General features: G+C 53.4%; 25 protein-coding genes. 10 read left to right on the top strand and 15 right to left on the bottom strand.

From position 1 onward, the window contains the following. Positions 1-21 precede the first annotated feature (21 nt). The 8 genes from B5D49_RS05705 to dapA all read left to right on the top strand — a co-directional run bounded on the left by B5D49_RS05705 (position 22) and on the right by dapA (position 7,548). Positions 22-861 (top strand): hemolysin family protein, encoded by an 840-nt coding sequence (locus B5D49_RS05705; protein ID WP_078716702.1) that lies wholly within the window; start codon positions 22-24, stop codon positions 859-861. 2 nt (positions 862-863) lie between these two features. After that, positions 864-2,390 carry an apolipoprotein N-acyltransferase gene (gene lnt, locus B5D49_RS05700; RefSeq protein WP_159447146.1) on the top strand — a complete coding sequence of 509 codons (1,527 nt, stop codon included), beginning with the start codon at positions 864-866 and terminating at the stop codon, positions 2,388-2,390. A gap of 27 nt (positions 2,391-2,417) precedes the next feature. After that, a protein-coding gene (gene prfB / locus B5D49_RS05695) for a peptide chain release factor 2 (protein WP_144019192.1) occupies positions 2,418-3,534 on the top strand; the annotation gives its coding sequence in 2 pieces (ribosomal slippage) (positions 2,418-2,492 and positions 2,494-3,534; 1,116 coding nt in all). Continuing rightward, positions 3,503-4,405, top strand: a complete 903-nt coding sequence (locus B5D49_RS05690; RefSeq protein ID WP_159447145.1) for a GGDEF domain-containing protein — start codon at positions 3,503-3,505, stop codon at positions 4,403-4,405. Before prfB ends, B5D49_RS05690 begins: the two co-directional genes overlap by 32 nt. A gap of 11 nt (positions 4,406-4,416) precedes the next feature. Further along, positions 4,417-5,244: a MinD/ParA family protein gene (locus tag B5D49_RS05685; protein WP_078716698.1), complete on the top strand. Its 828-nt coding sequence runs from the start codon at positions 4,417-4,419 to the stop codon at positions 5,242-5,244. 106 nt (positions 5,245-5,350) lie between these two features. Then, positions 5,351-5,626, top strand: coding sequence for an HU family DNA-binding protein (locus tag B5D49_RS05680; RefSeq protein ID WP_078716697.1), 276 nt, complete (start codon positions 5,351-5,353; stop codon positions 5,624-5,626). A 2-nt stretch (positions 5,627-5,628) separates the two neighbouring features. Beyond that, positions 5,629-6,510 (top strand): UshA-like (seleno)protein family 2, encoded by an 882-nt coding sequence (locus B5D49_RS05675; protein ID WP_420705262.1) that lies wholly within the window; start codon positions 5,629-5,631, stop codon positions 6,508-6,510. 153 nt (positions 6,511-6,663) lie between these two features. Beyond that, positions 6,664-7,548: a 4-hydroxy-tetrahydrodipicolinate synthase gene (gene dapA / locus B5D49_RS05670; protein WP_078716695.1), complete on the top strand. Its 885-nt coding sequence runs from the start codon at positions 6,664-6,666 to the stop codon at positions 7,546-7,548. A 118-nt stretch (positions 7,549-7,666) separates the two neighbouring features. On the opposite strand, the gene B5D49_RS05665 is transcribed toward dapA, so the two are convergent. The 15 genes from B5D49_RS05665 to B5D49_RS05595 form a co-directional block, all read right to left on the bottom strand. Further along, positions 7,667-8,713 carry an HD-GYP domain-containing protein gene (locus B5D49_RS05665; protein WP_078716694.1) on the bottom strand — a complete coding sequence of 349 codons (1,047 nt, stop codon included), beginning with the start codon at positions 8,711-8,713 and terminating at the stop codon, positions 7,667-7,669. Positions 8,714-8,917: 204 nt separating this feature from the next. After that, positions 8,918-9,838: a manganese-dependent inorganic pyrophosphatase gene (locus B5D49_RS05660; protein WP_078716693.1), complete on the bottom strand. Its 921-nt coding sequence runs from the start codon at positions 9,836-9,838 to the stop codon at positions 8,918-8,920. Between the two features lie 83 nt (positions 9,839-9,921). Next, on the bottom strand, positions 9,922-10,596 hold the full coding sequence (locus B5D49_RS05655) for a PTS sugar transporter subunit IIC (protein WP_078716692.1): 675 nt from the start codon (positions 10,594-10,596) through the stop codon (positions 9,922-9,924). Positions 10,597-10,618: 22 nt separating this feature from the next. Beyond that, positions 10,619-11,083: a PTS sugar transporter subunit IIB gene (locus tag B5D49_RS05650; RefSeq protein ID WP_078716691.1), complete on the bottom strand. Its 465-nt coding sequence runs from the start codon at positions 11,081-11,083 to the stop codon at positions 10,619-10,621. Continuing rightward, complete coding sequence (locus tag B5D49_RS05645) at positions 11,080-11,532, bottom strand: PTS sugar transporter subunit IIA (RefSeq protein ID WP_078716690.1); 453 nt, start codon at positions 11,530-11,532, stop codon at positions 11,080-11,082. The genes B5D49_RS05650 and B5D49_RS05645 overlap by 4 nt, the downstream gene beginning before the upstream one ends. Before the next feature lie 2 nt (positions 11,533-11,534). Then, a complete protein-coding gene (gene rapZ / locus B5D49_RS05640; protein WP_234990632.1) occupies positions 11,535-12,416 on the bottom strand; it encodes an RNase adapter RapZ in 882 nt (293 codons plus the stop codon). A gap of 13 nt (positions 12,417-12,429) precedes the next feature. Continuing rightward, positions 12,430-12,879, bottom strand: a complete 450-nt coding sequence (locus tag B5D49_RS05635; protein WP_078716688.1) for a PTS sugar transporter subunit IIA — start codon at positions 12,877-12,879, stop codon at positions 12,430-12,432. Between the two features lie 2 nt (positions 12,880-12,881). After that, positions 12,882-13,415: a ribosome hibernation-promoting factor, HPF/YfiA family gene (gene hpf, locus B5D49_RS05630; RefSeq protein WP_078716687.1), complete on the bottom strand. Its 534-nt coding sequence runs from the start codon at positions 13,413-13,415 to the stop codon at positions 12,882-12,884. A 38-nt stretch (positions 13,416-13,453) separates the two neighbouring features. Further along, positions 13,454-14,869: an RNA polymerase factor sigma-54 gene (rpoN, locus tag B5D49_RS05625; RefSeq protein ID WP_078716819.1), complete on the bottom strand. Its 1,416-nt coding sequence runs from the start codon at positions 14,867-14,869 to the stop codon at positions 13,454-13,456. A 267-nt stretch (positions 14,870-15,136) separates the two neighbouring features. Next, positions 15,137-15,862 carry an LPS export ABC transporter ATP-binding protein gene (gene lptB / locus B5D49_RS05620; RefSeq protein WP_078716686.1) on the bottom strand — a complete coding sequence of 242 codons (726 nt, stop codon included), beginning with the start codon at positions 15,860-15,862 and terminating at the stop codon, positions 15,137-15,139. A 2-nt stretch (positions 15,863-15,864) separates the two neighbouring features. Continuing rightward, positions 15,865-16,773 (bottom strand): lipopolysaccharide transport periplasmic protein LptA, encoded by a 909-nt coding sequence (gene lptA / locus B5D49_RS05615; RefSeq protein WP_078716685.1) that lies wholly within the window; start codon positions 16,771-16,773, stop codon positions 15,865-15,867. Between the two features lie 63 nt (positions 16,774-16,836). Continuing rightward, a complete protein-coding gene (lptC, locus tag B5D49_RS05610) occupies positions 16,837-17,454 on the bottom strand; it encodes an LPS export ABC transporter periplasmic protein LptC (RefSeq protein ID WP_078716684.1) in 618 nt (205 codons plus the stop codon). Continuing rightward, complete coding sequence (locus B5D49_RS05605) at positions 17,451-17,978, bottom strand: KdsC family phosphatase (protein WP_078716683.1); 528 nt, start codon at positions 17,976-17,978, stop codon at positions 17,451-17,453. Before B5D49_RS05605 ends, lptC begins: the two co-directional genes overlap by 4 nt. After that, the gene (gene kdsA / locus B5D49_RS05600; protein WP_078716682.1) at positions 17,971-18,777 is read right to left on the bottom strand and encodes a 3-deoxy-8-phosphooctulonate synthase; all 807 of its coding nucleotides are present in this window, start codon (positions 18,775-18,777) and stop codon (positions 17,971-17,973) included. The genes B5D49_RS05605 and kdsA overlap by 8 nt, the downstream gene beginning before the upstream one ends. 3 nt (positions 18,778-18,780) lie before the next feature. Further along, positions 18,781-20,412 carry a CTP synthase gene (locus B5D49_RS05595; protein ID WP_078716681.1) on the bottom strand — a complete coding sequence of 544 codons (1,632 nt, stop codon included), beginning with the start codon at positions 20,410-20,412 and terminating at the stop codon, positions 18,781-18,783. A gap of 156 nt (positions 20,413-20,568) precedes the next feature. Between B5D49_RS05595 and B5D49_RS05590 the strand changes: the two genes are divergently transcribed. Both B5D49_RS05590 and B5D49_RS05585 read left to right on the top strand, forming a co-directional pair. Beyond that, positions 20,569-21,378 carry a phosphoribosylformylglycinamidine synthase subunit PurQ gene (locus B5D49_RS05590; protein ID WP_078716680.1) on the top strand — a complete coding sequence of 270 codons (810 nt, stop codon included), beginning with the start codon at positions 20,569-20,571 and terminating at the stop codon, positions 21,376-21,378. Between the two features lie 3 nt (positions 21,379-21,381). Next, the gene (locus B5D49_RS05585; protein WP_234990631.1) at positions 21,382-21,879 is read left to right on the top strand and encodes a nucleoside deaminase; all 498 of its coding nucleotides are present in this window, start codon (positions 21,382-21,384) and stop codon (positions 21,877-21,879) included. The last annotated feature ends 83 nt before the right edge of the window (positions 21,880-21,962 follow it).

The following is a 21,962-nucleotide window of genomic DNA, read 5'->3' as shown; positions in this document are numbered from 1 at the left end:
GATTCATAAGGAGGACTCCGCTTGGACGAAGGATCGGACAGTCGATTCTGGTCGAAAATGCGTAGTTTATTCAGAAGCAACGGCCACGACTTGGAAGAACAAATTCTCGACGCGCAGGATGGCGGCTCGCTGAAACGCGAAGACGCTTCCATGCTTCTGAATGTCTTGGACCTCAACGATACCACGGCTTCCGACATCATGGTGCCGCGAACCGATATCATCTGTGCGGATGCGGACTGTTCTCTTCGGCACATTGCGAAGTCTATCGTGGATAGCGGACATTCCCGCATTCCCATCTATGAGGAAACCCGGGACAGGATGCTTGGTGTGATTCATGCCAAGGATCTGCTCAGCTCCCTACTTCAGCACGACAAAGAGGACACGCCGGTTCGCAACTTGCTTCGCGACCTGTTGTTCGTGCCGGAAATGACCAACGTAAAATACCTCCTTGCCACCATGCGTTCCCGGCGGACGCACATGGCCATCGTAGTGGATGAATATGGCGGCACGGCCGGTCTTGTTACCCTGGAAGATGTTCTTGAAGAAATCGTCGGCGACATTGAAGACGAGTATGATGTGTTGCGCCCGGACGATATTCAGGTAATGGAAAACGACATTCTGCTGGTATCCGGTCGAAGCACGCTGGAGGAACTTAATGAACGATTCCAGCTTGACGTCACCTCCGAACAGGTTGACACTTTGGGTGGTTATCTCAGTGAAATTGCAGGTCGAATCCCTACACCAGGCGATTTTTTCACACTTGGTGAGCGTCGCTACACGGTAAAAGACGCCGACGCCAAACAGATCAAGACCATTCTTGTCGAGCCGTTGGCCCCGCAGGAAGAAGAACAACAAGGATAATCGTGCCGCTTCTTTGTCTTCTCGCCGTTGTGGGCGCTCTGCTGGGATACCCCAATCCCTGGTTCCACTTTCCTCCGGCAATTTTGTTATTTCCACTTTCCCTCGGGCTGATCGCCTTTCGGGCAGGAAGTCCGATTCGGGCTTTTGGTTGGACATATCTGACAGGCGTGCTGGCACATTGCGCTTGTCTTTACTGGGTAGCCGGTCCCGTGGCCGAATACGGCGGACTCCCTTGGTGGCTGGCCCTGCCCTGCCCCATCGGCGTTTCCCTGGTTATGGGATTATATAACGGTGTGTTCGGCTGGGCCATGCATCGCGGAGCCAGACGGCTTTCGCCGATATTTCTTTGTTTGTTCGGGGGGAGCCTCTGGGCCGCCCTGGAACAAACCGGAGCCTGGTTCCTCAGCGGGTTTCCGTGGGTCACGCTTTCCACGGCTTTTGCGGACTGGCCCCTGCTGATTCAACCGGCCGCCCTGATCGGTGCATATGGACTTTCCGGCCTGTTTGCCGCCACTGGGCTGGCTCTGGCTCTTTGGAATACAGCTCGCTCCCCCAGGATTCTGTTGCTTTTTGTTGCAATCTTTGTCGTGGGGTTCGGAGCGTACCGTATGGCCGGATTCACCCAATCCGGCACAGGCAAAACCATCGCCTTGATCCAGGGCAACATTGATCAAGGCCATAAGTGGCAAGCTCCCTACCAGATAAGCACCGTTAAAAAATATCTCGACCTGAGCCAAAAGGCGTTGCTCGAAAGCTCCTCCTCTGAGGGGACCACAAAATCCGCGGATCTGGTGGTCTGGCCGGAAACCGCCATGCCGTTCTACTTTCAAGATGCAGGGGTATACGGGTCACAAGTTGTCGAATTTGTGAATCATAAAAACGTTCCATTGCTTCTTGGCAGCCCGGCCTACCGATCCAATACCGATGGATCCTATACTTTTTTCAACCGGGCTTTTCTACTGACGCCCAACGCTTCCACCATGCAATGGTACGATAAAGTCCATTTGGTCCCCTTTGGAGAATATGTCCCTCTTAAGGACTGGCTCCCATTCGACAAGCTGACCCAAGAAGCCGGAGACTATCAACCGGGTACACGGCTGGCCCCCCTGAAGACTGACGGAATGCATCTGGGCGTTTTGATCTGTTATGAAGCCATCTTCCCCGGCCTAGCGCAAGACCGCGTTTCCCATGGCGCTGACATACTGATAAACATCAGTAACGACGCATGGTTTGGAAGATCTTCCGCCCCTTGGCAGCATCTTGCCCAGACTCAAATGCGCGCCGTGGAACAGGGCCGTTGGATCGCACGTGGGACAAACACCGGCATCACAGCCTTTATTGATCCTCTGGGACGAATTCCTGCTCGTACTTCACTCTTTTCGGATCAAATCTTGACCTGGACGGTCAAACCTGTTCAGGTGACAACAATGTACCATAAGATCTATGCTTGGCTGTATTGGGGCATCTATGCGTTTTCCGGACTCCTGTTGGTCTGGATCGCCCTCAGCCCGGCCATCCGCCGTTCTTAACCTTCAACCCAATGAAACCAATCCATCATGCACCAATTTTCCGAACTCAAAAGCAAGGCTCTTGACCTCCTGAAGCAATTTAATTCCCTTTGGGGGCGTCTTTGACTATTCTGACCTTAGGGACCGCCTGGCGGCCATAGAACAACAGCTTTCCGCACCGGATGCCTGGGACCAACCCGAGAAACTCACCCCGGTGCTTCGTGAAAAAAGCCAGCTTGAACATCGCATCGCCATCTATGACAAGCTTTTTGCCGATAAAGAAGACGTGGAAGTTTGGTTGGAACTCGCCGGCGAAGACGAAGACTCCCTGGACGATTTGTTCCGTAGCCTGACAACCTTCGAAAAAAATCTGGAGTCCACGGAAATGGCTACGTTGCTATCCGGGGAGCAGGACGGCAGCAACGCCATTCTGGAGATTCATCCAGGTGCCGGGGGAGTCGAATCTCAGGATTGGGCAGAGATGTTGGTCCGCATGTACTCCCGATGGGCTGAGGATCGCGGTTTTTCACTCAAGCTGCTGGATATGCAGCATGCGGATGAAGCTGGCATTAAAAGCGCGACACTTCAGATCGAGGGACCGTATGCCTACGGGTATCTTCACGGCGAAGCGGGCATCCACCGCCTGATCCGCATTTCGCCCTTTGACGCCTCCGGCAGACGACACACGTCCTTTGCGTCCGTGGATGTTTATCCCGACGTAGACGAGGATATCGAGATTGAAGTTCGCGAGGAAGATCTCCGGGTGGACGTCTATCGCGCCAGCGGTCCCGGGGGCCAGCATGTGAACAAGACCAACTCGGCGGTACGCATCACGCACCTGCCCACAAATATCGTGGTGCAATGTCAGAATGAAAAATCTCAACTGCGCAACCGGCAGACAGCCATGAAGCTGCTCAAGGCCCGGCTGTACGAACGGGAAATGAAAATCCGGGAAGAATCGCAACGCGTGGACTATGCAAGCAAGGAGGCCATCAACTTCGGGAGCCAAATCCGTACCTATACCTTGCAGCCCTATCGATTGGTCAAAGACCACCGCAGCAACACCGAAGACGGCAACGTCGATGCCGTGCTGGATGGTGCCCTGGATCGTCTCATGCGGAGCTATCTGCTGTATGCCCATGCCGGAAAACAAAAAGCATCCTGAACCATTGTCTTCAGAGCGTCCGAATGTGACCGAAACAGCCCTGGAACAAGAGCTGATCAGCGAACTTTCGCGCTTACGGGACGAGATTTGTGCCCTCTCACATGTACCGTGTGAACGCATGGACCCAAGAACCAACCTCGGAGTCTTCCGTCTGTTCAACGGCATCAGTCTCCAGCAATGGCGATCCGTTGCTCAACGACTGGAAGCCCGAGGATGGCTTTCCCTGCCCATGGATCGTGACGTTTATCCTCACTTGACCATTCTTCAGGAAAGTCTGGAGGAACTTACATACCAGACCGAACACGATCCTCTCACCGGGATTGCCAACCGACGTGCTTTTGACCGTGTACTCGATCTGGAATTGGAACGGGCGCAACGGGCAGAATCGACCATCAGCCTGGCGGTGCTTGATCTTGATGATTTCAAACAGATCAACGACAGACACGGTCATGCCGCCGGGGATGCCGTGCTTGTTCATTTGGCACGCATTCTGGCCAACAACAAACGCCGCTATGACCTAGCGGCACGCATCGGCGGGGAAGAGTTCGCCCTTCTTCTTCCCGGGATTGGGCAGGTCAAAAGCGCCCGTGTCGTGGACCGCATTCGGGAGAACCTGGCAGCCCACCCATTCCAATCCAAAGATGGGGACTCCTTCCGTGTAACCTGTTCGGCCGGTGTCGCCAGTTTTCGTGGAACAACCGAAATCAGCCCCACGGATTTTTATTCTCTGGCAGACAAGGCACTGTATCAGGCAAAATCCCTTGGAAAAAATCGAACCGATCTGGCTCCCATGCCCGATGTCGAGCGGGCCGCTCGGCCGTCGCTAGTTCGCGCTAGCGAAAAACGTTTTCTCTTCACCGGCAAACCATAGGACAATGGCGTATGATCAATCCAAACAAAACATTGAGCCTAGCCATCATGAGCGGCAAAGGCGGAGTCGGCAAGACCAGTATTTCGCTGAATCTCGGATACGCATTATACCAAGCGGGCCTGAAAACGTTGCTCATGGACTGCGATCTGGGCTTGGCCAACCTTGACGTACTGCTGGGCTTGGCGCCTGAAAAAAATCTTCAGGATCTACTCAAGCAGGACACAAAGACCGCCGATGTCGCTGTTGCCGTGGAACAAAACGGTCTGGACGTTCTCCCCGCAGCCAGCGGTGTACCGGAATTGGTGGACATGGACGAGGACATGCAAAACGTGCTGCTGGAAAAAATTGTGCAGCTTGCCGGGAAATACCATGCTTTGATTCTCGACCTGGGTGCGGGCATCAGCCGCACAGTAATGACATTTGCGGCCATGTCCCAGTTGCGGGTCATCGTTGTGACTCCGGAGCCTACCTCGCTTACAGACGGTTACGCCGTCATCAAGGTGCTGGCCACGGAACACAAGGTTAAAGACTTCCTGGTGCTCGTGAACAGAGTGGAATCCAAAAGCGAAGGTGACAAAACCTTCAACCGCCTGGCAGAGGCCTGCCGGGCATTCTTGAATATTGAAATTCAAAAATTAGGCCACATTCGGGAAGATCGCCAGGTCGGCGAAGCCGTTCGACGGCAAAAGGCACTGTTGGCCTTGTCTCCTTCTTCCCCTTCAGCACAGGACATTGTCACGCTCAGCAACCGTCTGAAACGATATCGATCCGATAATGCAGACGCCATTTCGCGCCGCCCCGTATTAAGACAATTTTCCACGCTGAACTCCGACTTTTGACTTGACGAAAGTGCCTGTTTTTAGACATACATAACAAAGTAGGTTTTTTTGTGCATCGGGCAGCCATGTCTTGCCCGTAACCGGCAAACCATTTGGAGCGCCCCCCATGAACAAAAGCGAACTTATTAAGGCCCTGGCCGAGCAAAAAAAGCTCCACGTGGACGAATCCACCAAAATCGTCAGCGCATTCGTTGATTCCATCAAGGAAGCCCTGGTGCGAGGCGATCGGGTGGAAATCCGCGGATTCGGCAGCTTCAAAATCAAGGACTATGAAGGGTACGTGGGCCGCAATCCCAAGACCGGCGATGTCGTCCACGTTCAGCCCAAAAAGTTGCCCTTTTTCAGGCCGGGTAAGGAACTCAAGGAATTTATCAACAGCTAATTATGCGCGTACGATTCTTCTGGTTGCTGGTTGCGTTGCTGTTCGCAGCCAGCAATTCTTCTTTCGCCGCTGACAACAGCCGACTCACGCTGCTCTACACCGCGAACACCTACGGGGCGGTTCGTCCCTGTCCTACGTGAGGAGGACGCACTGTTGGTGGTGTGGCCCGGCGGGCCACCTTTTTTTCCCGTGTGCGAGAGTCCCTGCCCTCGAAACAACCGTTCCTTGTTCTTGGCGGCGGCTATGAATTCGGTCGCCAGGCTCTCGGCAGCAAGGATTATGAAACGCTTAAAAACTTGCAGGAATCCTATGCCCTTCTCGGTTACGATCTGGGGTTGCTTACAGGATTTGAACTCAAGGAATTTGGCGACAACGGTCTTGAACCTCCCACAGCCTGGCGGCACCCCGGAAGCGTAAGTGTTGTGCCGCTTACCGCCAATGGCGTCAACGTGGCGGTGTTGCTGCTGCCCGAGCTTCCTTCGGGAACACAGACCCCACCAGAACGGCTTGTACGGCAAATCGAGACCGTTCTCTCCAAAGAGCGTGAACAAGCTGACATAATAGTGGCTCTCTCTCCATGGGGGCTTTGGGTGGAACGTGCGTACCTGGAATCCGGCGCAGACACCCCGGACCTGTTGCTCGGGAGCGGACCTGGCGTGGAAGTACCTGGAGTAATTGTTGCTCAGGGGAAAACCTTCTGGCTTCGTCCATATGCAAAAGGAAAAACCGTAGCCCGAATTGATATCCTGCAACTCCCTTCGGGAGAAGAGGATTTCACGTGGACGGAAAACGGTAATATTCGCTTTGAAACGCCCGCATTGACTGACAGTTATATTGAGGATACCAATATTCTTTCCGTGCTCATGGGAGCCGGAGCCGAATAATCGGCTGTGCGAACGGCGGATCGATGAAGCGCTGCAATACATTAAAATTATTGACGCTTCCAAGAGGGACGAGCACCTTGTAACCTGTTCGTTCCCGACCAATCAAAATCTTTTCCGACTGCCACGCACCCCGAAGACTCAAAGGAGGACTTCATGAATTTCAACGGCGCGTTCACCGCTTTGGTTACGCCTTTCAGAGACGGAGCCATTGACGAAGACGCCTACCGGAACCTCATCGAATGGCAAATCGAACAAGGCATTGACGGCGTTGTCCCTTGCGGAACAACCGGAGAAGCCGCAACCATGACTCACGAAGAACAGGGCCGGGTCATCCGCATTTGTGTGGAACAGGTCAAAGGCCGTATTCCCGTGATTGCCGGTGCCGGTTCCAACAACACCAAAGAAGCCATCCAGCTGACCCAGCTCGCCAAAGATGCAGGTGCGGACGCAACGCTGCAGATTACGCCCTATTACAATAAACCGACCCCCGGCGGTATCGTTGCTCATTTCAAAGCCATTGCTGCGGAATGCTCCATTCCCATGGTGCTTTATAATGTGCCAGGGCGCACGGGCCTGAACTGCCTGCCTGCCACGGTTGCAGCAGTCGCCAAGGAAGTACCTGAGGTGAAGGCCGTCAAAGAAGCCACAGGCAATCTCCGCCAGGGAGCGGAAGTCCGGGAACTGTGCGGTCCTGATTTCGCCTTGCTTTCCGGCGACGACTTTACGGTACTCCCTTTGCTTTCCGTGGGGGGCAATGGTGTCATCTCGGTCGTTTCCAATATTGCGCCAAAGCTTATGAGCGATATGTGCCGGGCATACCGTGAACAGGATACGGCCAAGGCTCTTGAGCTGAGCCTCAAACTGGCCCCCTTGAACCGAGCCATGTTCCTGGAAACCAACCCGATCCCGGTCAAAACGTCGCTCACCTACATGGGAGTTACGGAACGGACGGAATTTCGGTTACCCCTGGTTCCCCTGTTGGCGGAAAACCGTGAACCCTTGCAACGCGTCTTGAAGGATGCCGGTTTGATGTCCTAAGCGGCCACAGGGGTCTTTACCAGACATCACAAAAAAACCGCCTTAACCGGCGTTTTTTTTGTGCGCTTGCACAAATGGTAAGAATATTCGGATAGTTACTGAAATGCCCCAAAAAAAATTACGCGATTTCTTCAGATTCGCACCCGTCAAACGAGTCACGCAGTTGTTGCAGCACAACCCACAGCTCATCCTCTTGGCGTAAAAAGGCGTCAACCACATCTGGGTCAAAATGGCGACCACGCTCGCTAACGATGATGTCGTGGCATTTTTCTCGAGAAAAAGACGGCTTATAGCAACGTTCACTGCCCAGCGCATCGAATACATCAGCCAGGCTTACAATCCGTGCGGAAAGAGGAATCTCCTCCCCTTTCAGCTGATGCGGATAGCCGGTTCCATCCCATTTTTCATGATGGTGCATCACGATGTCTTTGGCCACACGCAATTGCTCTGAACCTGTCTCCTGGTAAATGTCCTCCAGAAGCTGGCCCCCGACCTCCGTGTGCTTTTTCATGATTCTGAATTCGAGCTTCGTGTACTTGCCCGGCTTATTCAGCACACTGTCAGGAATGGCAACTTTGCCAATATCATGCAGAACAGACATGGATTCGATAGTTCCGATCCTGGCGGAGGTGAGAACATCGAAACCATTGTGCGCCAGATCCTCACACAAGAGACGCGTACAAATTTTGACGCGACGCAGGTGGTTCCCGGTTTCCTCACTTCGGCAGTCCGCAAGCTGCGCCAAAGCAAAAATCAATTTATCCTGGCTTTGTAAACGAAAGATTCGTTCTGCCGCCCCAAGCCGTACCTTTAATTCCTCAAGGTTGACAGGCTTGATGATAAAGTCATCCGCGCCGACCTCCAAGGCCTTCACGAGATTTTCCTTGTCGGCAAGGGCAGTCAAAACAATTATGTAGGTATAATTCAGCTCATATTTCCGAATGGACCGGATCACGTCAAAGCCATCCATCACCGGCATTTCCAGATCGGTAATAACCAGTTTAGGCGAATGACGCTCAAACTGCTCCAATCCTTCTTTACCGTTGGAAGCTTCAAGGATGTCGAAATCCCACCCCTTGAGTTGGCGAACCAAGGTCTTTCGCTGAAAGCGCGAATCCTCAACAACGAGGACCGTATTGGCTTTTTCCAGATCCCAGTTAACCAATTGCCACCTGCTGACCTTCTCAAGTTTTGATTAGTCCGACCCGATTGACAACACGGCGTATTTTGAAGCCTTTACTACAATCTGTCAAAACAAAATCTTGGGTTTTGTTTGGTGTCTTATCGCTACTCGTCCGCTGAAACAACAAAAAGGCGTCCCGACCGCAAAAAGCGATCGGGACGCCGACAGTGCAGGATTCGTCGGGAATTAACCTTCGAACGCCTTAATAAAGTTCGGGGCGACCTGCTTTTTACGGCTCATCACGCCTTCCAGCCACACGGAGGAACCATCGGGCTTCACGCCGAAGGCCTTTTCGACCACGGAGATGTCATCGGAAGCGATGAGCATCTCGGAGCCTTCCTTCATGATATCCGTAAGCAGCAGGAACACGGAATGACGACCGTCAGCCTTGACCTTTTCGATCTCGGCCTGCAAGCCTTCCTTGTGCGCGTCGAGCATGGAAAGATCCACGACTTCCAGCTGGCCGATGCCGACCTTGTTGCCGGACATGTCGAAATCCTTGTAGTCACGGAAAACCAGCTCGTTGGCGGAAGCGCCGTCAACAGCGGACTTGACCTTGAACATCTCCATACCCAGAGCCTGAACATCGTCCACACCGGCAATCTTGGCCAGGGCTTCCACGGCCTTCTTGTCCTGTTCCGTGCAGGTCACGGACTTGAACATAACCGTGTCAGACAAAATGGCACACAGCAGGATACCGGCGATATTGGAGGGAATCTCAATGCCGTAGAAATCGTACATGGACTTCAGCACGGTGCCGGTGCAACCCACAGGCCAGACCCACATCTCAAGAGGATTGGGAGTGGTCACATCGCCGAGCTTGTGGTGGTCAACAACGGCCAGCAGTTCGCCCTTGTCCAGGTTGTCCATGGTCTGAGAAATGTCGGTGTGGTCAACCAGGATCACTTTCTGATCGGTGGCATCGCTCACAATCTCCGGAGCCTTGAAGCCAAACTTTTCCAGAACAAAGACGCTCTCAGGAGCGATCTCGCCCTGCGTCACGGCCTTGGCTTCCATGCCACGCTTGGAATACAAGTCAGCAGCGGCAATAGCGGAAGCAACGGTATCGGTGTCCGGGTTTTTGTGCCCACAAACGAGAATAGCCATAATAATAATCCTCCTATGAGTGGTTCAATTCCATCCAAAAACTTAGGTTGTCCCAAATATCACAAAGTCACCCGTCTGCCAAGTCACAGAGATTGAGAGAATATTGCAAGAGCAACGACGGCAGTGCCGGTAAAGAACAAGGCATAAGCCCGCTGCACCCGCAACGCAAGCAGTCCCCCAAGACTCGCTGCGAGCCAGAGTTGTGGCCAGCTGAGGTGGATTCCAGGAGGAATTGACCTCGCAACATGCAGACATTGTTCAAAAACAGGGTTTACCAACAAGAGAGTTCCAAGAAAAAAGATCCATGACACCAGAAAGGAGCGCAGCATGGTGTGATAGATGAGTCGTTCCGGAAAAGGTGTGTTCGAAGGGCCACCAGCCCAGGCCTGGGCTTTTTCATGGCATCGACCTTGTGCCGAGCGTAACAAGGTCTCGACTTTTTTTCCCAGCCAGGCCATGGGAATGCCTGCCGCCAAAGCCAACACCACCTGTTCCGGCTGGTTCAACCCATGCCATGTGCTGAGTGATAATGCCGTAAACACGGCAGCCCCCACGTGTGGCGGAAGGTATGTTCCGGCAGGGATCATATCCAACCAAGCCAGCTCAAAAAAGATGGCAACGGAAAGGCTGACCGCGTATTCCCCGCTACAGACCGCCCAGAACAAGCCAATGCAAAGAGGACGCTCAAGCAGGCCTATACTGAAGGAAAAACGAAAGAGAGAAAAGAGCGCAAAAAAAAACCGATGAACGCAAACCAGACAGGCGCCGACAGTGTCATGATCAGAACCTCACCTGTACGGGATCATTGGGGACACAACGAAAATCAAGTTTGACTTCTCTGTCAGCAAAAAAGCGCAGACATTCCTCCTCACTGTCGTTCACAGCGACACTGGGAGAAAGTTGCCGTTTTCCAGGAGCATAGTGAATATTGCCGATATTGATGGATTGAAATCTGAATCCGATTTCATAGGCACGGCGTGCGTCCTCACAATTGGAAAAAAGCACAAGGGCCGCGCCCTGGGCAGATGACCATAGCGCAATTTCCTGCAAATGCAGCAGGTCATTAATCGACACAAAAGAGGTCGACATGGACTGGGGAATGGCAAGAGACATAATTTCCTGTGTCAAAGGGTCGTCCGAAACGTCATCGTTTGCGACAATAATCCCCTTTGCCCCGACATAAGGAAGCCACGTTTCCACGACTTGGCCGTGAACCAGTCGGTTATCCACTCGAACCCAGTTCACGCTCCGCCTCCCTGGCGGGAACCAGAACGTCGTGAAAGCATTTCACCCGCAACCACGATGCCCTGCCGTCCAGCGCTTTTCACCTGCCCGGCCATCTCCTTCAGCGGCAAATTGCGGACCTGAAACGCCTTGACCACCATCGGCAGGTTCACCCCCGTTATCACCTCAAGCTGATATGATTTCAATAGTGAAAGACTCAGCGTTGTCGGGGTGCCGCCAAATAAATCCGTGAGCACGAGCACACCGTCACGCGTCGCGCCACATTGTTCAACGGCTTCACGAATAGCATCGACCACAGAATCCACCGCCGATCCAGGAGGTACGCCAATGGCCCGCACATTATCCTGGGATCCGGAAACGATTTCGGCGGCCTCCAGCAGTCCGGTTCCAAAAGTGCCGTGCGTGACCAAGACCACGCCCACCTGACGAGACATCTTCGAATCTGACATGATTACCCTAACTCACAATGCCGATGTTCCATCGTTACTGCGTAGCCACTGTCCTTCAGCACTTTGTAGAGCAGCTCTCCTGTGGCCACGGAACGGTGGCGACCGCCCGTGCAACCGAGCGCTACAGTAACCCTATAGCGCCCTTCAGTGGCATAGAGCGGCAAAAGATAACAAAAAAAATCTACAAACCGCTTTTGAAATGCTCTTCCAACCTCACTCTCTAAAACGTAGTGCGAAACCTGTGTATCCTTACCTGAAAGGTTCCGCAACGCAGGATCAAAATAAGGATTCGGCAAAAAGCGAAGGTCAAAGACTAAATCCGCATCAATGGGAACCCCATATTTGAATCCAAAAGTCAACAGATGGACCCGCATACAGGAACTGGGAGCCTCAAGATCGGTCCACTTTTCCTGTATGATCCTCCGCAAGTCATGAATGGAGTACCCCGTGGTATCCACAACCAGATCAGCACTCTCGCGAATCGGAGCCATGAGCTGGCGTTCCGTATCTAAAGCCTGCTCCAGCCCAAGGGCATTGGTTTCCAAAGGATGCAGTCTTCTGGTGGTGGCGTAGCGGGTCAACAGCGTATCTTGTCGTGTTTCCAAAAACACCACCTGGGGTTTCATACCCATGTCCGCAAGCTGCGCGGTTGCGCTGTCCCACTCTTCGACAAAGTCCAGCTGCCGAAGATCCATGCCCAAGGCAAGACCTCGATGAGCCTTGTCCATTCCCTGAAACAGTTCCACCATACGCGGCAGCATGGAAGCGGGAAGACCGTCCACACAAAAAAAGTGTAAATCCTCAAAAACGTTGAGAGCCGTACTCTTTCCTGCACCGGAAAGCCCCGTAACAACGATCAGAGGGAAAGATCCACTTTTTTTCACGCCAACCCCTTGCTCAAGTGGCCTGAAGCAGTTGCCAAAGGCCATCCTTGCCGTCCGCAGCCATAAGGTTGGCTCGGAAAGTCTGGTCCTTGAGCAGCCGTGATATGTGGGCGAGGATACGAAGATGCAATCCGGCCACCTGTTCCGGGGCCATTACAAGAAAAACGATATGGCAGGGGGCGTGGTCCAGGGATTCAAATTCGACCCCCTGGGGACTCCTGGCCACGGCCACCACTATTCGATCCAGGGCTTCAAGCTTGCCGTGAGGTATAGCGATACCATCCCCAATGCCTGTGGAACCGAGGCTCTCCCGGTCCATAAGAACCTGGACGGCTTGTTCAGTATCCAACTCCGGCATGGTGCTGGAGATGCACTCTACAATTTCACGGAGCACCTCCGCCTTTGAGGCGGAGGTCAGCTCCGGTATAATCAGTTGTTTGTTAAGATATTCGCCGAGTCTCATTGTTAGTTACCAGGATCAATCAATCCGTAATCGCCGCCTTTGCGACGGTAAATGACGTTAATTCCCTCGGTTTCAGCATTGCGAAACACGAGGAACTCGAACTTGAGCGAATCGAGCTGCATCGCCGCTTCCTCAACGGACATGGGCTTTGGCTCATAATTATCCGTACCGGTGATGGTCGGAGCGGCGCCGCCATCGGCCAAAGTAAAGTACTCGGTTCGCACATCCCGCGCTGCCTTGCGGCGCTTATCCTTCATCTTCTCGCGCACTTTACGCAGCTGGGCCTCCAGCTTGTCAACCACGCAATCAATGGTGGCATACATATCCGGAGACTGCTCAAAAGCCGAGATATGGATGCTGTCCGCGTTCAAGACCACATCAGCCTGCTGGCGGGTTTTTTCCACGGCCAAGTTGACCTGAAGATCGGACTCGTCCGAATCTTGAATGAACTTGGAAACCTTGTCGAACCGCTTGGCAGCATACTCCTTGAGGTGGGGAGAGGGGTCGAAATTCTTAAAGTTGAAACTGATGTTCATGCACAATCCTCCTTGGAGTAGAGGTTGAGTGGGCAATGTTATAAAATCTGCTTGCGCTTCGAAGACGAGGGGATATCCATAGCCGAACGGTATTTCGCAACGGTACGCCGCGCAATATTTACGTCCAGTTCAGCTTTGAGCATCTCGCCGATCGTTTCGTCGCTCAGCGGTTTCTTCGGATTTTCACCACTGATGAGTTGCTTAATCAGCGCCTTGACCGATTCCGAACCAACCTGAGTGCCGTCTCCCAGATCCAGAGCGCTGTTAAAGAAAAACTTCAGTTCAAATATCCCATGCGGTGTGGAGACATACTTGCTCGTCGTAATCCGGCTGACCGTGGATTCATGCATATTAATGTCTTCCGCCACGTCTTTAAGGATCAGCGGTTTGAGCTTGGCCACGCCCTGTTCGAAAAAATCACGCTGAAAACGGACAATACTCTCCATCACCTTATACAATGTTCGCTGCCGTTGATATAAACTTTTGAGCAGCCAGGCCGCGGATCGCATTTTGTCCTGAAAATATTCCTTATCCTTGCCGGTACAATTCCCAATATCGTCCATGTAGAACGAGTTGAGCGTCAAGCGGGGCAGTCCATCCTCATTCAGCACGATAACAAAATCATCACCATATTTATACACGAAGACATCCGGGCTGACATAATGCGGCTCCGTGCTGGAAAAACTCGCCCCGGGCATTGGATCTAGTTTTTGAATAACTTCAATATATTTCTTCAGTTTATCAAGACTGATCTTAAACTTTCTGGCTAACGGCTTATAGCGACGCTTCTCCAAATCTTCCAAATGCTGATCAACCAAGTCCAACAGGATGGGATCCGTATAATCAAAAAACTCAAGCTGGACCTTCAGGCACTCACGCGGTGATCTGGCCGCCACGCCCACCGGGTCCAGCCGCTGAATCCGCTGGATAACGCTTTCCACGGTTTCGGGATCAGACTCCACAAGCGCTAGCAAGTCCTGAACATCTGCCTGCAAATATCCCCGATCATCCAGATTCCCCAGAACGACATCACCAACGGCCAACTCTTCGTCGGTAAAGTTGGAAAGCCGCATCTGCCAATTTAGATGACCATGCAGGGAGGGTTTTGAGGCAAGCCGTGCTTCAAACGACAACCCCTCTTCGGGGATCTCTGCTTCACGGACCTGGGACTGCTTGGATGAGCTGGAGAACTCACCAATGTAATTTTCCCAATCAGCGTCACGCATCAACTCCGCCTGGGCATCCCCCTCCTCGCTCTCCTTGGATTGCGTATCTTCTGGTTGCGGGTCGTCGGCTTCCTTTTCATCAAGAAACGGATTTTCCAACAATTCCTGCTGTACGGATTCAAGCAATTCCAGGCGGGAAAGTTGCAGCAACTTGATGGCCTGCTGCAGTTGCGGCGTCATGACAAGTTGCTGACTGAGCTTGAGTTGTTGTCGTAATTCCAGTCCCATACTACCCATCGCCACGGCGCGCCGCATGAAACTCAAAAGAATCAACACGGGGCCGTCGGTTAGAAATGATATCCTTGCCTCTACTATCTCACAGATTAGCTACTCGCGCAAGGAATACATCTTAACATACTGAAAAAATAGAAATACGTCGCTTTGAGAGAGCGACATGAAAGAACTGTACCAACCTTCATGCAGGCTGTAAATCCACAACGACCAAAAAGCCGGACGAAAAAAGGAGGTAATGCGGAGATCAGGGAGGTAAAAGTATCAAAGGCAAAAATTTTCGCCGAGGTACACCTTTCGGGCCTTGGAGTCCTGAACAATCTCGTCAGGGGTGCCTTCCAGAATAATCGTCCCCTCGTACACCAAATATGCCCTATCGCAAATATTCAAAGTTTCTCGCACATTATGATCTGAAATTAAAATCCCGATCCCCATCTTCTTTAAAATCGAAATGATCTCCTGAATATCAATGACCGCAATGGGGTCAATCCCAGCAAACGGCTCATCGAGAAGAATAAACTTCGGATTCATAATCAGAGCACGAGCGATTTCCAGGCGGCGACGCTCCCCACCGGACAGAAACATGGCTTTTTGATGCGCCAGCTTGGTTATGTTGAACATGCGAAGCAGTTCGGCGGCCCGCTTGCGGCGCTGGGCCCGCTTCAGGGAGGTCTGCTCCAAAATGATCATAAGGTTTTCCAACACAGTGAGCTTACGAAAAACCGAACTCTCCTGCGGAAGATAGGACAGCCCCATGCGAGCTCGTTCATGCAAAGGAAGTCTGGTGATTGCACGAGAACCGAGGGAAACGGACCCGGAGTTGGGTTTGATGATGCCGGCAAGCATATAAAAAGTGGTTGTTTTACCCGCTCCGTTGGGACCAAGCAAGCCCACGACTTCTTTACGGGTCAAAGCCACATCCACCCCGTGAACCACTTCACGCTTGCCGTACCGTTTGGAAAGCCCGGTGGCCGAAAGCTGGTCGGGCATCTCTACGGTGCCTCCATGCCTTCCGGGGCAAACAAAATCGCCTCCACACGCTTGCCGCTGCCGCCCACGACTTCACTCCGCTTCTCGCGGACGTAGAATTTGATCACCTTTCCCGTAACCTTGTTCTTCCCTTCAGTAATCACCGGATTTCCCTGCATCAGCAACAAAGCTTCCTTGACGTGGTACGTCACGGTATCACTCTTCCCTTCAATCTCATCCTTGCGCATCGTTACGCCGCCAGATGCCACAATTCGATCGATCTCTTCACCTGGTTCGCCCTGCTTGCTGAAATGGGCGGTCAATCGTTCCGACCAAAGTTTCATCCCCTCGTGAACAGCCTCCACATTTCCGGAAAACGTTACCGTGCGCTCCGCATCATTGTATGTCAGCCTATCCGCCGTAATTCGAACCGGCTCCTTTCCTGCCGGACCAGCGTCCGGAACATCCTCAGGCCGTTCCTGGACCTCGGCCACCACTTTGGGACTTCGGAAGGGCTCATCCGCCACCTGGGCAGAGCCAGCATCTACGGCAGTAACGGCAGTCGATGGAGCAGTGTCGCCATGTTCAGATTCCATCAATGGAGCGGGTTCCGCTGCGACACGGTGCAAATATTTGGCTTTGGCAAAACCGAGGGCCAGAGAAAGATCGCGATGGACCGCCTCCTCAGGGAACACTGCATACCACCCGTTTTCCAGAAAATCGACTTTCACGCGCTCTCCTTTTTTCAAGGTCAGCACATGCTCAGATCGATGATCCCTCTTCTGGCGGACATTAAGATTTTGCGAAGCCGAACGGATTTCCCCCCATGATGAATCCGAAGTGGTCTGCGCCAGAGCATCAGTCCCAGCCAAGCAACACATCAGCCCCAGCAAGACGAAACACAATGCATGGCGACAAAACCCTTTTCGCATTACAACTCCACCATTTTTGACAACAAAAGTTCACAACCTTGCCCCAAACCGTCTTCCCCGCCGCTATGGTGCGCCTTTCTCCAAATCACGAAGCGTAAACACGGCCTCAACACCACCAGCGGCGACAAGGAGTCTGGTCTTGGTGTCGATCTCAATGGCCGAGGCACTTATGGTCACGTCACCGTGACGGATGACGACCCGCCCTTTGAGGTAAACCTTGTCCATGGCACCAATATAGTCGAATTCATCAGCCTTGATAGCAAAAAGACCGTAACGGCCCGAAACATTATCCCAAAGCCTGAAATTGTCCGCACGCTGGTCAACCTGCCCCATATCTGCACGAACATAGACCTCGTCTCGTTCCTCGCCAACATAGGCCGAAAGTTGCGGTGCGAGAATACGAACCGTGTTGTCTCCCTGGTCATACTCGGCACCCTTGGCCTTGAGCTTCCAGTCGATACGACCATCCACTCCCTGAACCAGCTCGATATCCTCGGCAAAAATATCGGCACCCAGGGCGTCCAGATCAGCGCTCTCCACCCGCTCCGGTGTCACTTCCTCATCCAGCGGCGCTTCCTTGATCTGCTGCAACGGCTCTTCCCCACCGGGGAAAAACGTGGTCCCGATTAGTATACCAAGCCCAAGGACCAACATCCACGCCAGCAGGATCCGAAACTTCATTCACCGCTCCATTTCTGCCATAGCGAATCCAATTCACCCCGGCAATCCAGCAAAAATTCGATCGCCTCGCGAACGGCGCCATGCCCCCCAGAGCTGGACGCTATCCAGGCGGCCAACTCACGGACCACATTTCTGGCATTGGGTACGGCCATGGGAATTCCGACACGGCGCAAGACGCCTGCATCGACCCAATCGTCGCCTAAATAAGCAGCTTGATTCCAATCAAGACCAAGGCGATCCAAAATTCCCTGCATCAGAGGAATCTTATCCAGATGGCCCGCGTGATATTCAACGATGCCGAGTTCCCGAATCCGAGACTCAACCGCGCCATGATTCAACCCTGTAATCACGGCCACGTCCAAACCGACTTGTTGGGCCAACTTGATGCCCAGACCATCCTGAACATCAAAACGCTTGGTTACCCGCCCTTGGGCGTCGTAATACAGCCCGCCATCCGTAAGCACCCCGTCCACATCAAGGACCAGAAGACGGACAGCGGCAGCACGAGCGCGAAGATCAGTCATGCGTCAGACTCCAGAGAGAACGAAGCGTTGCGAGCAATTCACGGGTTTGTCCCAAAGGCCAACTGTTTGGACCATCGCACAGAGCCGAATCCGGATCCGGATGCACCTCCAGGAACACACCATCGGCACCAGCCGCTACAGCGGCACGGGCCAGAACAGGAACATATTGACGTTGTCCTCCGGAACAACCGCCCTGGCCGCCGGGCAATTGAACGGAGTGCGTAGCGTCCATCACAACGGGAACGCCAAGGTTCTGCATCTCCGGAATGGAACGCATGTCCACCACGAGATTATTATAGCCAAAACTGGCACCACGTTCCGTGAGCCAGACATCGGTATTGCCGGAGTCCCGAAGCTTGTCCAGAGCGTGCCGCATATCCCACGGAGCCAAGAACTGGCCCTTCTTCACATTGATAATCCGGTTTGTTTTGGCCGCGGCCACCAGCAAATCCGTCTGACGGCATAAAAAAGCCGGAATTTGCAGCACGTCCGCCACTTCAGCCACACGTTCCGCCTGTTCTGGAAGGTGGATGTCCGTGACAACAGGCAGTCCAGTGGCGTCCTTGATTTCCGCCAGCCAATCCAAGCCGCGCCGCAGCCCTGGCCCGCGGAAGCTGGTCAGGGACGTGCGGTTGGCTTTGTCAAAGGAGCTTTTGAATATCAGTGGGATATCCAGCTCTTCGGCGATTCTGGCGAGTTCGCGAGCCGTTGCCAGGGCCAATTCACGGCTTTCCAGGGCGCATGGCCCCGTCATGACGAAAAACTGGCCCCGGCAACGTTCAAACAAGGCATTCGCCATGTATCAGCCCTTATTGTTTTTAGCCGCTGCAATGAATCCTTGGAACAGGGGATGCGGACTCATGGGCCGTGAATTGAACTCCGGATGGAACTGACACCCCAGGAACCACGGATGATCGGGTAATTCCACCATCTCCACCAGGGAATCGTCCGGAGCCATCCCCGAAAACACCATACCTTTTTCGCGCATCAATTCCAAATACTTGTTGTTGAACTCGAAACGGTGGCGGTGCCGTTCCTCGACGCGGGCCTGTCCGTACGCGTTGTACGCCGTGGTATCCTTCGCCACCTTGCAGGGGTAGGCTCCCAAACGCATAGTTCCGCCCTTGTCGGACTCCACGCAGCGCGTTTCTTTTTTCTTGGTGCGGAAGTCGAACCACTCGGTCATGAGATAGATGATGAGATCTTCGGCCTTGCTGTCGAACTCTTCGGAAGTCGCCTCTTCCAATCCGCAGACATTGCGTGCGAATTCAATCACGGCACACTGCATTCCCAGACAGATACCAAAGAAGGGTACTTTGTTCTCCCTTGCATAGCGGATGGCCGCGATTTTGCCAGGCACACCGCGGGATCCGAAGCCTCCGGGAACCAGGATACCGTCGAGATTTTTCAGTTTGCGTTCAACATTTTTCGGGGAAATTTCCTCGGAATTGACATACACGAGATCCACGGCCACGTCATTGGCCACACCGCCATGCACCAACGCCTCATGAAGGCTTTTATACGCCTCCTTCAATTCCACATACTTGCCGACGATGCCGATCGTCACACGGCTTTTCGGGTGCTCCATCTTGTAGTTCAATTCACGCCAAGCCTGCAGATCGGCATTTTTGGCGGGCAAACGAAGCAAAATAGCGATTTTCTGGTCAACACCCTGTTCATAAAATTTGAGGGGGACTTCGTAGATATTTTTGACATCCACGGCAGTGAACACTGCGTCGCAATCCACATCGCAGAACAAGGCGATCTTCTTTTTCAAATGTTCGTCAAGTTCCACCTCGGACCGACAAAGGATAATGTCGGGCTGAATGCCAATTCCCCGAAGCTCCTTGACGCTGTGCTGGGTAGGTTTGGTCTTCAACTCGCCTGCGGCGCGCATATACGGGACCAGGGTCAAATGAATGTAGAGGACGTTTTCCTTGCCCAAGTCATTTTTGAGTTGCCGGATAGCCTCCAGAAACGGCTGCCCCTCAATATCGCCCACGGTTCCGCCGATTTCAATCAGAGCCACATCCTCGCCGGACGGAAAACCCAGGACCGCTTCCTTAATAGCGTCGGTAACATGGGGAATAACCTGGACAGTCCCTCCAAGGTAATCGCCTCGGCGTTCCTTGTTGATGACCTCATTATAAATGGAGCCGGAGGTGTAGTTGTTGCGCTGGCTCAGGGGACGCCCCAAGTACCGCTCGTAGTGGCCCAAGTCCAAGTCGGTTTCAGCTCCATCATTGGTGACGTATACTTCGCCGTGCTGAAAAGGATTCATCGTGCCGGGGTCGACGTTGATGTATGGGTCAAGCTTTTGGATAGTGGCCTTGAGTCCCCGGGCCTGCAGCAAGGCGCCGATCGAAGCCGCCGCAAGGCCTTTGCCAAGCGAGGAGAGAACGCCACCGGTAATAAAAATAAATTTCGTTTTCATGGATAAAATCGCCCCTTTCAAGATGATTGCTTTTTGGTCACCGCTCAACAGCGGCTGTTGACGGGGTGCCGGACCACACGTATGTTCCCCCCGAAACAACACTGATCGAATTGCCCTTTTCGGGCACGTCAATACGGTTACGGGAGGAGAAAGGGCATGGCCCCTGTCAACGCACTGGTTCTTACAGGATACGGCACCAATTGTGAACAGGAATCCGCCCACGCCGTGAGGCTGGCTGGCGCGGATTCCGCCGATATCGTTTATTTTTCAGACCTTGCCAGCGGAAAAGTCCAAATGCAGGATTATAACTTCCTGCTGTGTCCCGGCGGTTTTCTCGACGGTGACGACCTGGGGGCGGCACAAGCCGCAGCCCTTCGCTGGCGGCATGCCACCACACCGGACGGACGCCCCCTTTTGGACCAATTCAAGGAATTCTTCAAGTCCGGAGCTGTGATTCTCGGAATTTGCAACGGTTTCCAGCTGTTGGTTAAATTGGGACTGCTCCCGGCCCTGGGCGGCCAGTATTTTGATCGGCAGGTATCTCTTTCTCATAACGATTCCGCACGGTATGAAGACCGGTGGGTTCACCTGCGGGTCAACCCCAAAAGTCCCTGTGTTTTCACGCAGGGATTGGACAAACTGTTCGTCCCGGTCAGACATGGTGAGGGGAAAATCATCCCCAGGGATGAACACCTGCTGCGTGATCTTGCGGAGCACCAGCTCATCGCGTTGCAATATGCTGACCCGCAAACCGGGGAGCCTACTCAGGAATACCCGCACAATCCCAACGGCTCTCCCCTCGGTATTGCCGGCTTGACCGACCCGTCGGGCCGAGTGCTCGGCCTCATGCCGCACCCGGAAGCCTATAACCATCCCACCAACCACCCGACCTGGACCCGCGGACATGACGAGGAGCTAGGATTGAGGCTTTTGGAACGGGGAGTTCTTTACTTACGGGAGCGCTAATCCATGGCGCGACCGGATCCTTGTGTGCCGGACCAGTCCTCGCTGCCCTTGACGTGGGTCGAAATGATGGACTTGGCTCTTCACCAGGCTTTTCTTGCCGGGGCTTCCGGAGAAGCCCCGGTAGGTGCGGTTTTATTGGATCCGTCCACCGGAACCATGCTGGCCCAGGCCCACAACGCCCCCATTGCCCGCAATGATCCCACGGCCCATGCGGAAATCCTCTGCCTTCGCAATGCAGCAAAACGCATGGGCAACTACCGTGTTCCAGGAACAATTATGGCTGTTACCTTGGAACCATGTACCATGTGCGTTGGCGCGTTGGTGCATGCACGGGTTGCCGGAGTGGTAGTAGGCACTCCCGATCCACGAACCGGTGCCTTGTTCACCAACCTTGACGGCGCACGCCTCCCCTGGGGAAATCATAAAATGTGGGTCGTGCGCGACATCCTTTCTTCCCATTGTTCCAATATACTACGCGAGTTCTTCCGTTCGCGCCGCTGAGACACACGCCCTCCCCCATTGCCTCTCCTTCTTATTTTTCCTTGACAACGGGATATCAATCGCGCATCAGACCTGTTCCTACC

It is taken from the genome of Paucidesulfovibrio gracilis DSM 16080 (genome assembly GCF_900167125.1).
Lineage (GTDB): Bacteria > Desulfobacterota > Desulfovibrionia > Desulfovibrionales > Desulfovibrionaceae > Paucidesulfovibrio > Paucidesulfovibrio gracilis.
This window is presented reverse-complemented; position numbering and strand designations above follow the sequence as displayed.

Coding starts and splice junctions, on each gene's coding strand:
- B5D49_RS05590 (WP_078716680.1), top strand. CDS start 20,569: ATGGCCCCTGTCAACGCACTGGTTCTTACAGGATACGGCACCAATTGT.
- lptA (WP_078716685.1), bottom strand. CDS start 16,773: ATGCGAAAAGGGTTTTGTCGCCATGCATTGTGTTTCGTCTTGCTGGGG.
- B5D49_RS05635 (WP_078716688.1), bottom strand. CDS start 12,879: ATGAGACTCGGCGAATATCTTAACAAACAACTGATTATACCGGAGCTG.
- B5D49_RS05595 (WP_078716681.1), bottom strand. CDS start 20,412: ATGAAAACGAAATTTATTTTTATTACCGGTGGCGTTCTCTCCTCGCTT.
- lptB (WP_078716686.1), bottom strand. CDS start 15,862: ATGCCCGACCAGCTTTCGGCCACCGGGCTTTCCAAACGGTACGGCAAG.
- B5D49_RS05690 (WP_159447145.1), top strand. CDS start 3,503: ATGCCCATGCCGGAAAACAAAAAGCATCCTGAACCATTGTCTTCAGAG.
- B5D49_RS05645 (WP_078716690.1), bottom strand. CDS start 11,532: ATGTCAGATTCGAAGATGTCTCGTCAGGTGGGCGTGGTCTTGGTCACG.
- dapA (WP_078716695.1), top strand. CDS start 6,664: ATGAATTTCAACGGCGCGTTCACCGCTTTGGTTACGCCTTTCAGAGAC.
- B5D49_RS05685 (WP_078716698.1), top strand. CDS start 4,417: ATGATCAATCCAAACAAAACATTGAGCCTAGCCATCATGAGCGGCAAA.
- rpoN (WP_078716819.1), bottom strand. CDS start 14,869: ATGGGACTGGAATTACGACAACAACTCAAGCTCAGTCAGCAACTTGTC.
- B5D49_RS05680 (WP_078716697.1), top strand. CDS start 5,351: ATGAACAAAAGCGAACTTATTAAGGCCCTGGCCGAGCAAAAAAAGCTC.
- B5D49_RS05605 (WP_078716683.1), bottom strand. CDS start 17,978: ATGACTGATCTTCGCGCTCGTGCTGCCGCTGTCCGTCTTCTGGTCCTT.
- kdsA (WP_078716682.1), bottom strand. CDS start 18,777: ATGGCGAATGCCTTGTTTGAACGTTGCCGGGGCCAGTTTTTCGTCATG.
- hpf (WP_078716687.1), bottom strand. CDS start 13,415: ATGAACATCAGTTTCAACTTTAAGAATTTCGACCCCTCTCCCCACCTC.
- B5D49_RS05660 (WP_078716693.1), bottom strand. CDS start 9,838: ATGGCTATTCTCGTTTGTGGGCACAAAAACCCGGACACCGATACCGTT.
- lptC (WP_078716684.1), bottom strand. CDS start 17,454: ATGAAGTTTCGGATCCTGCTGGCGTGGATGTTGGTCCTTGGGCTTGGT.
- B5D49_RS05585 (WP_234990631.1), top strand. CDS start 21,382: ATGGCGCGACCGGATCCTTGTGTGCCGGACCAGTCCTCGCTGCCCTTG.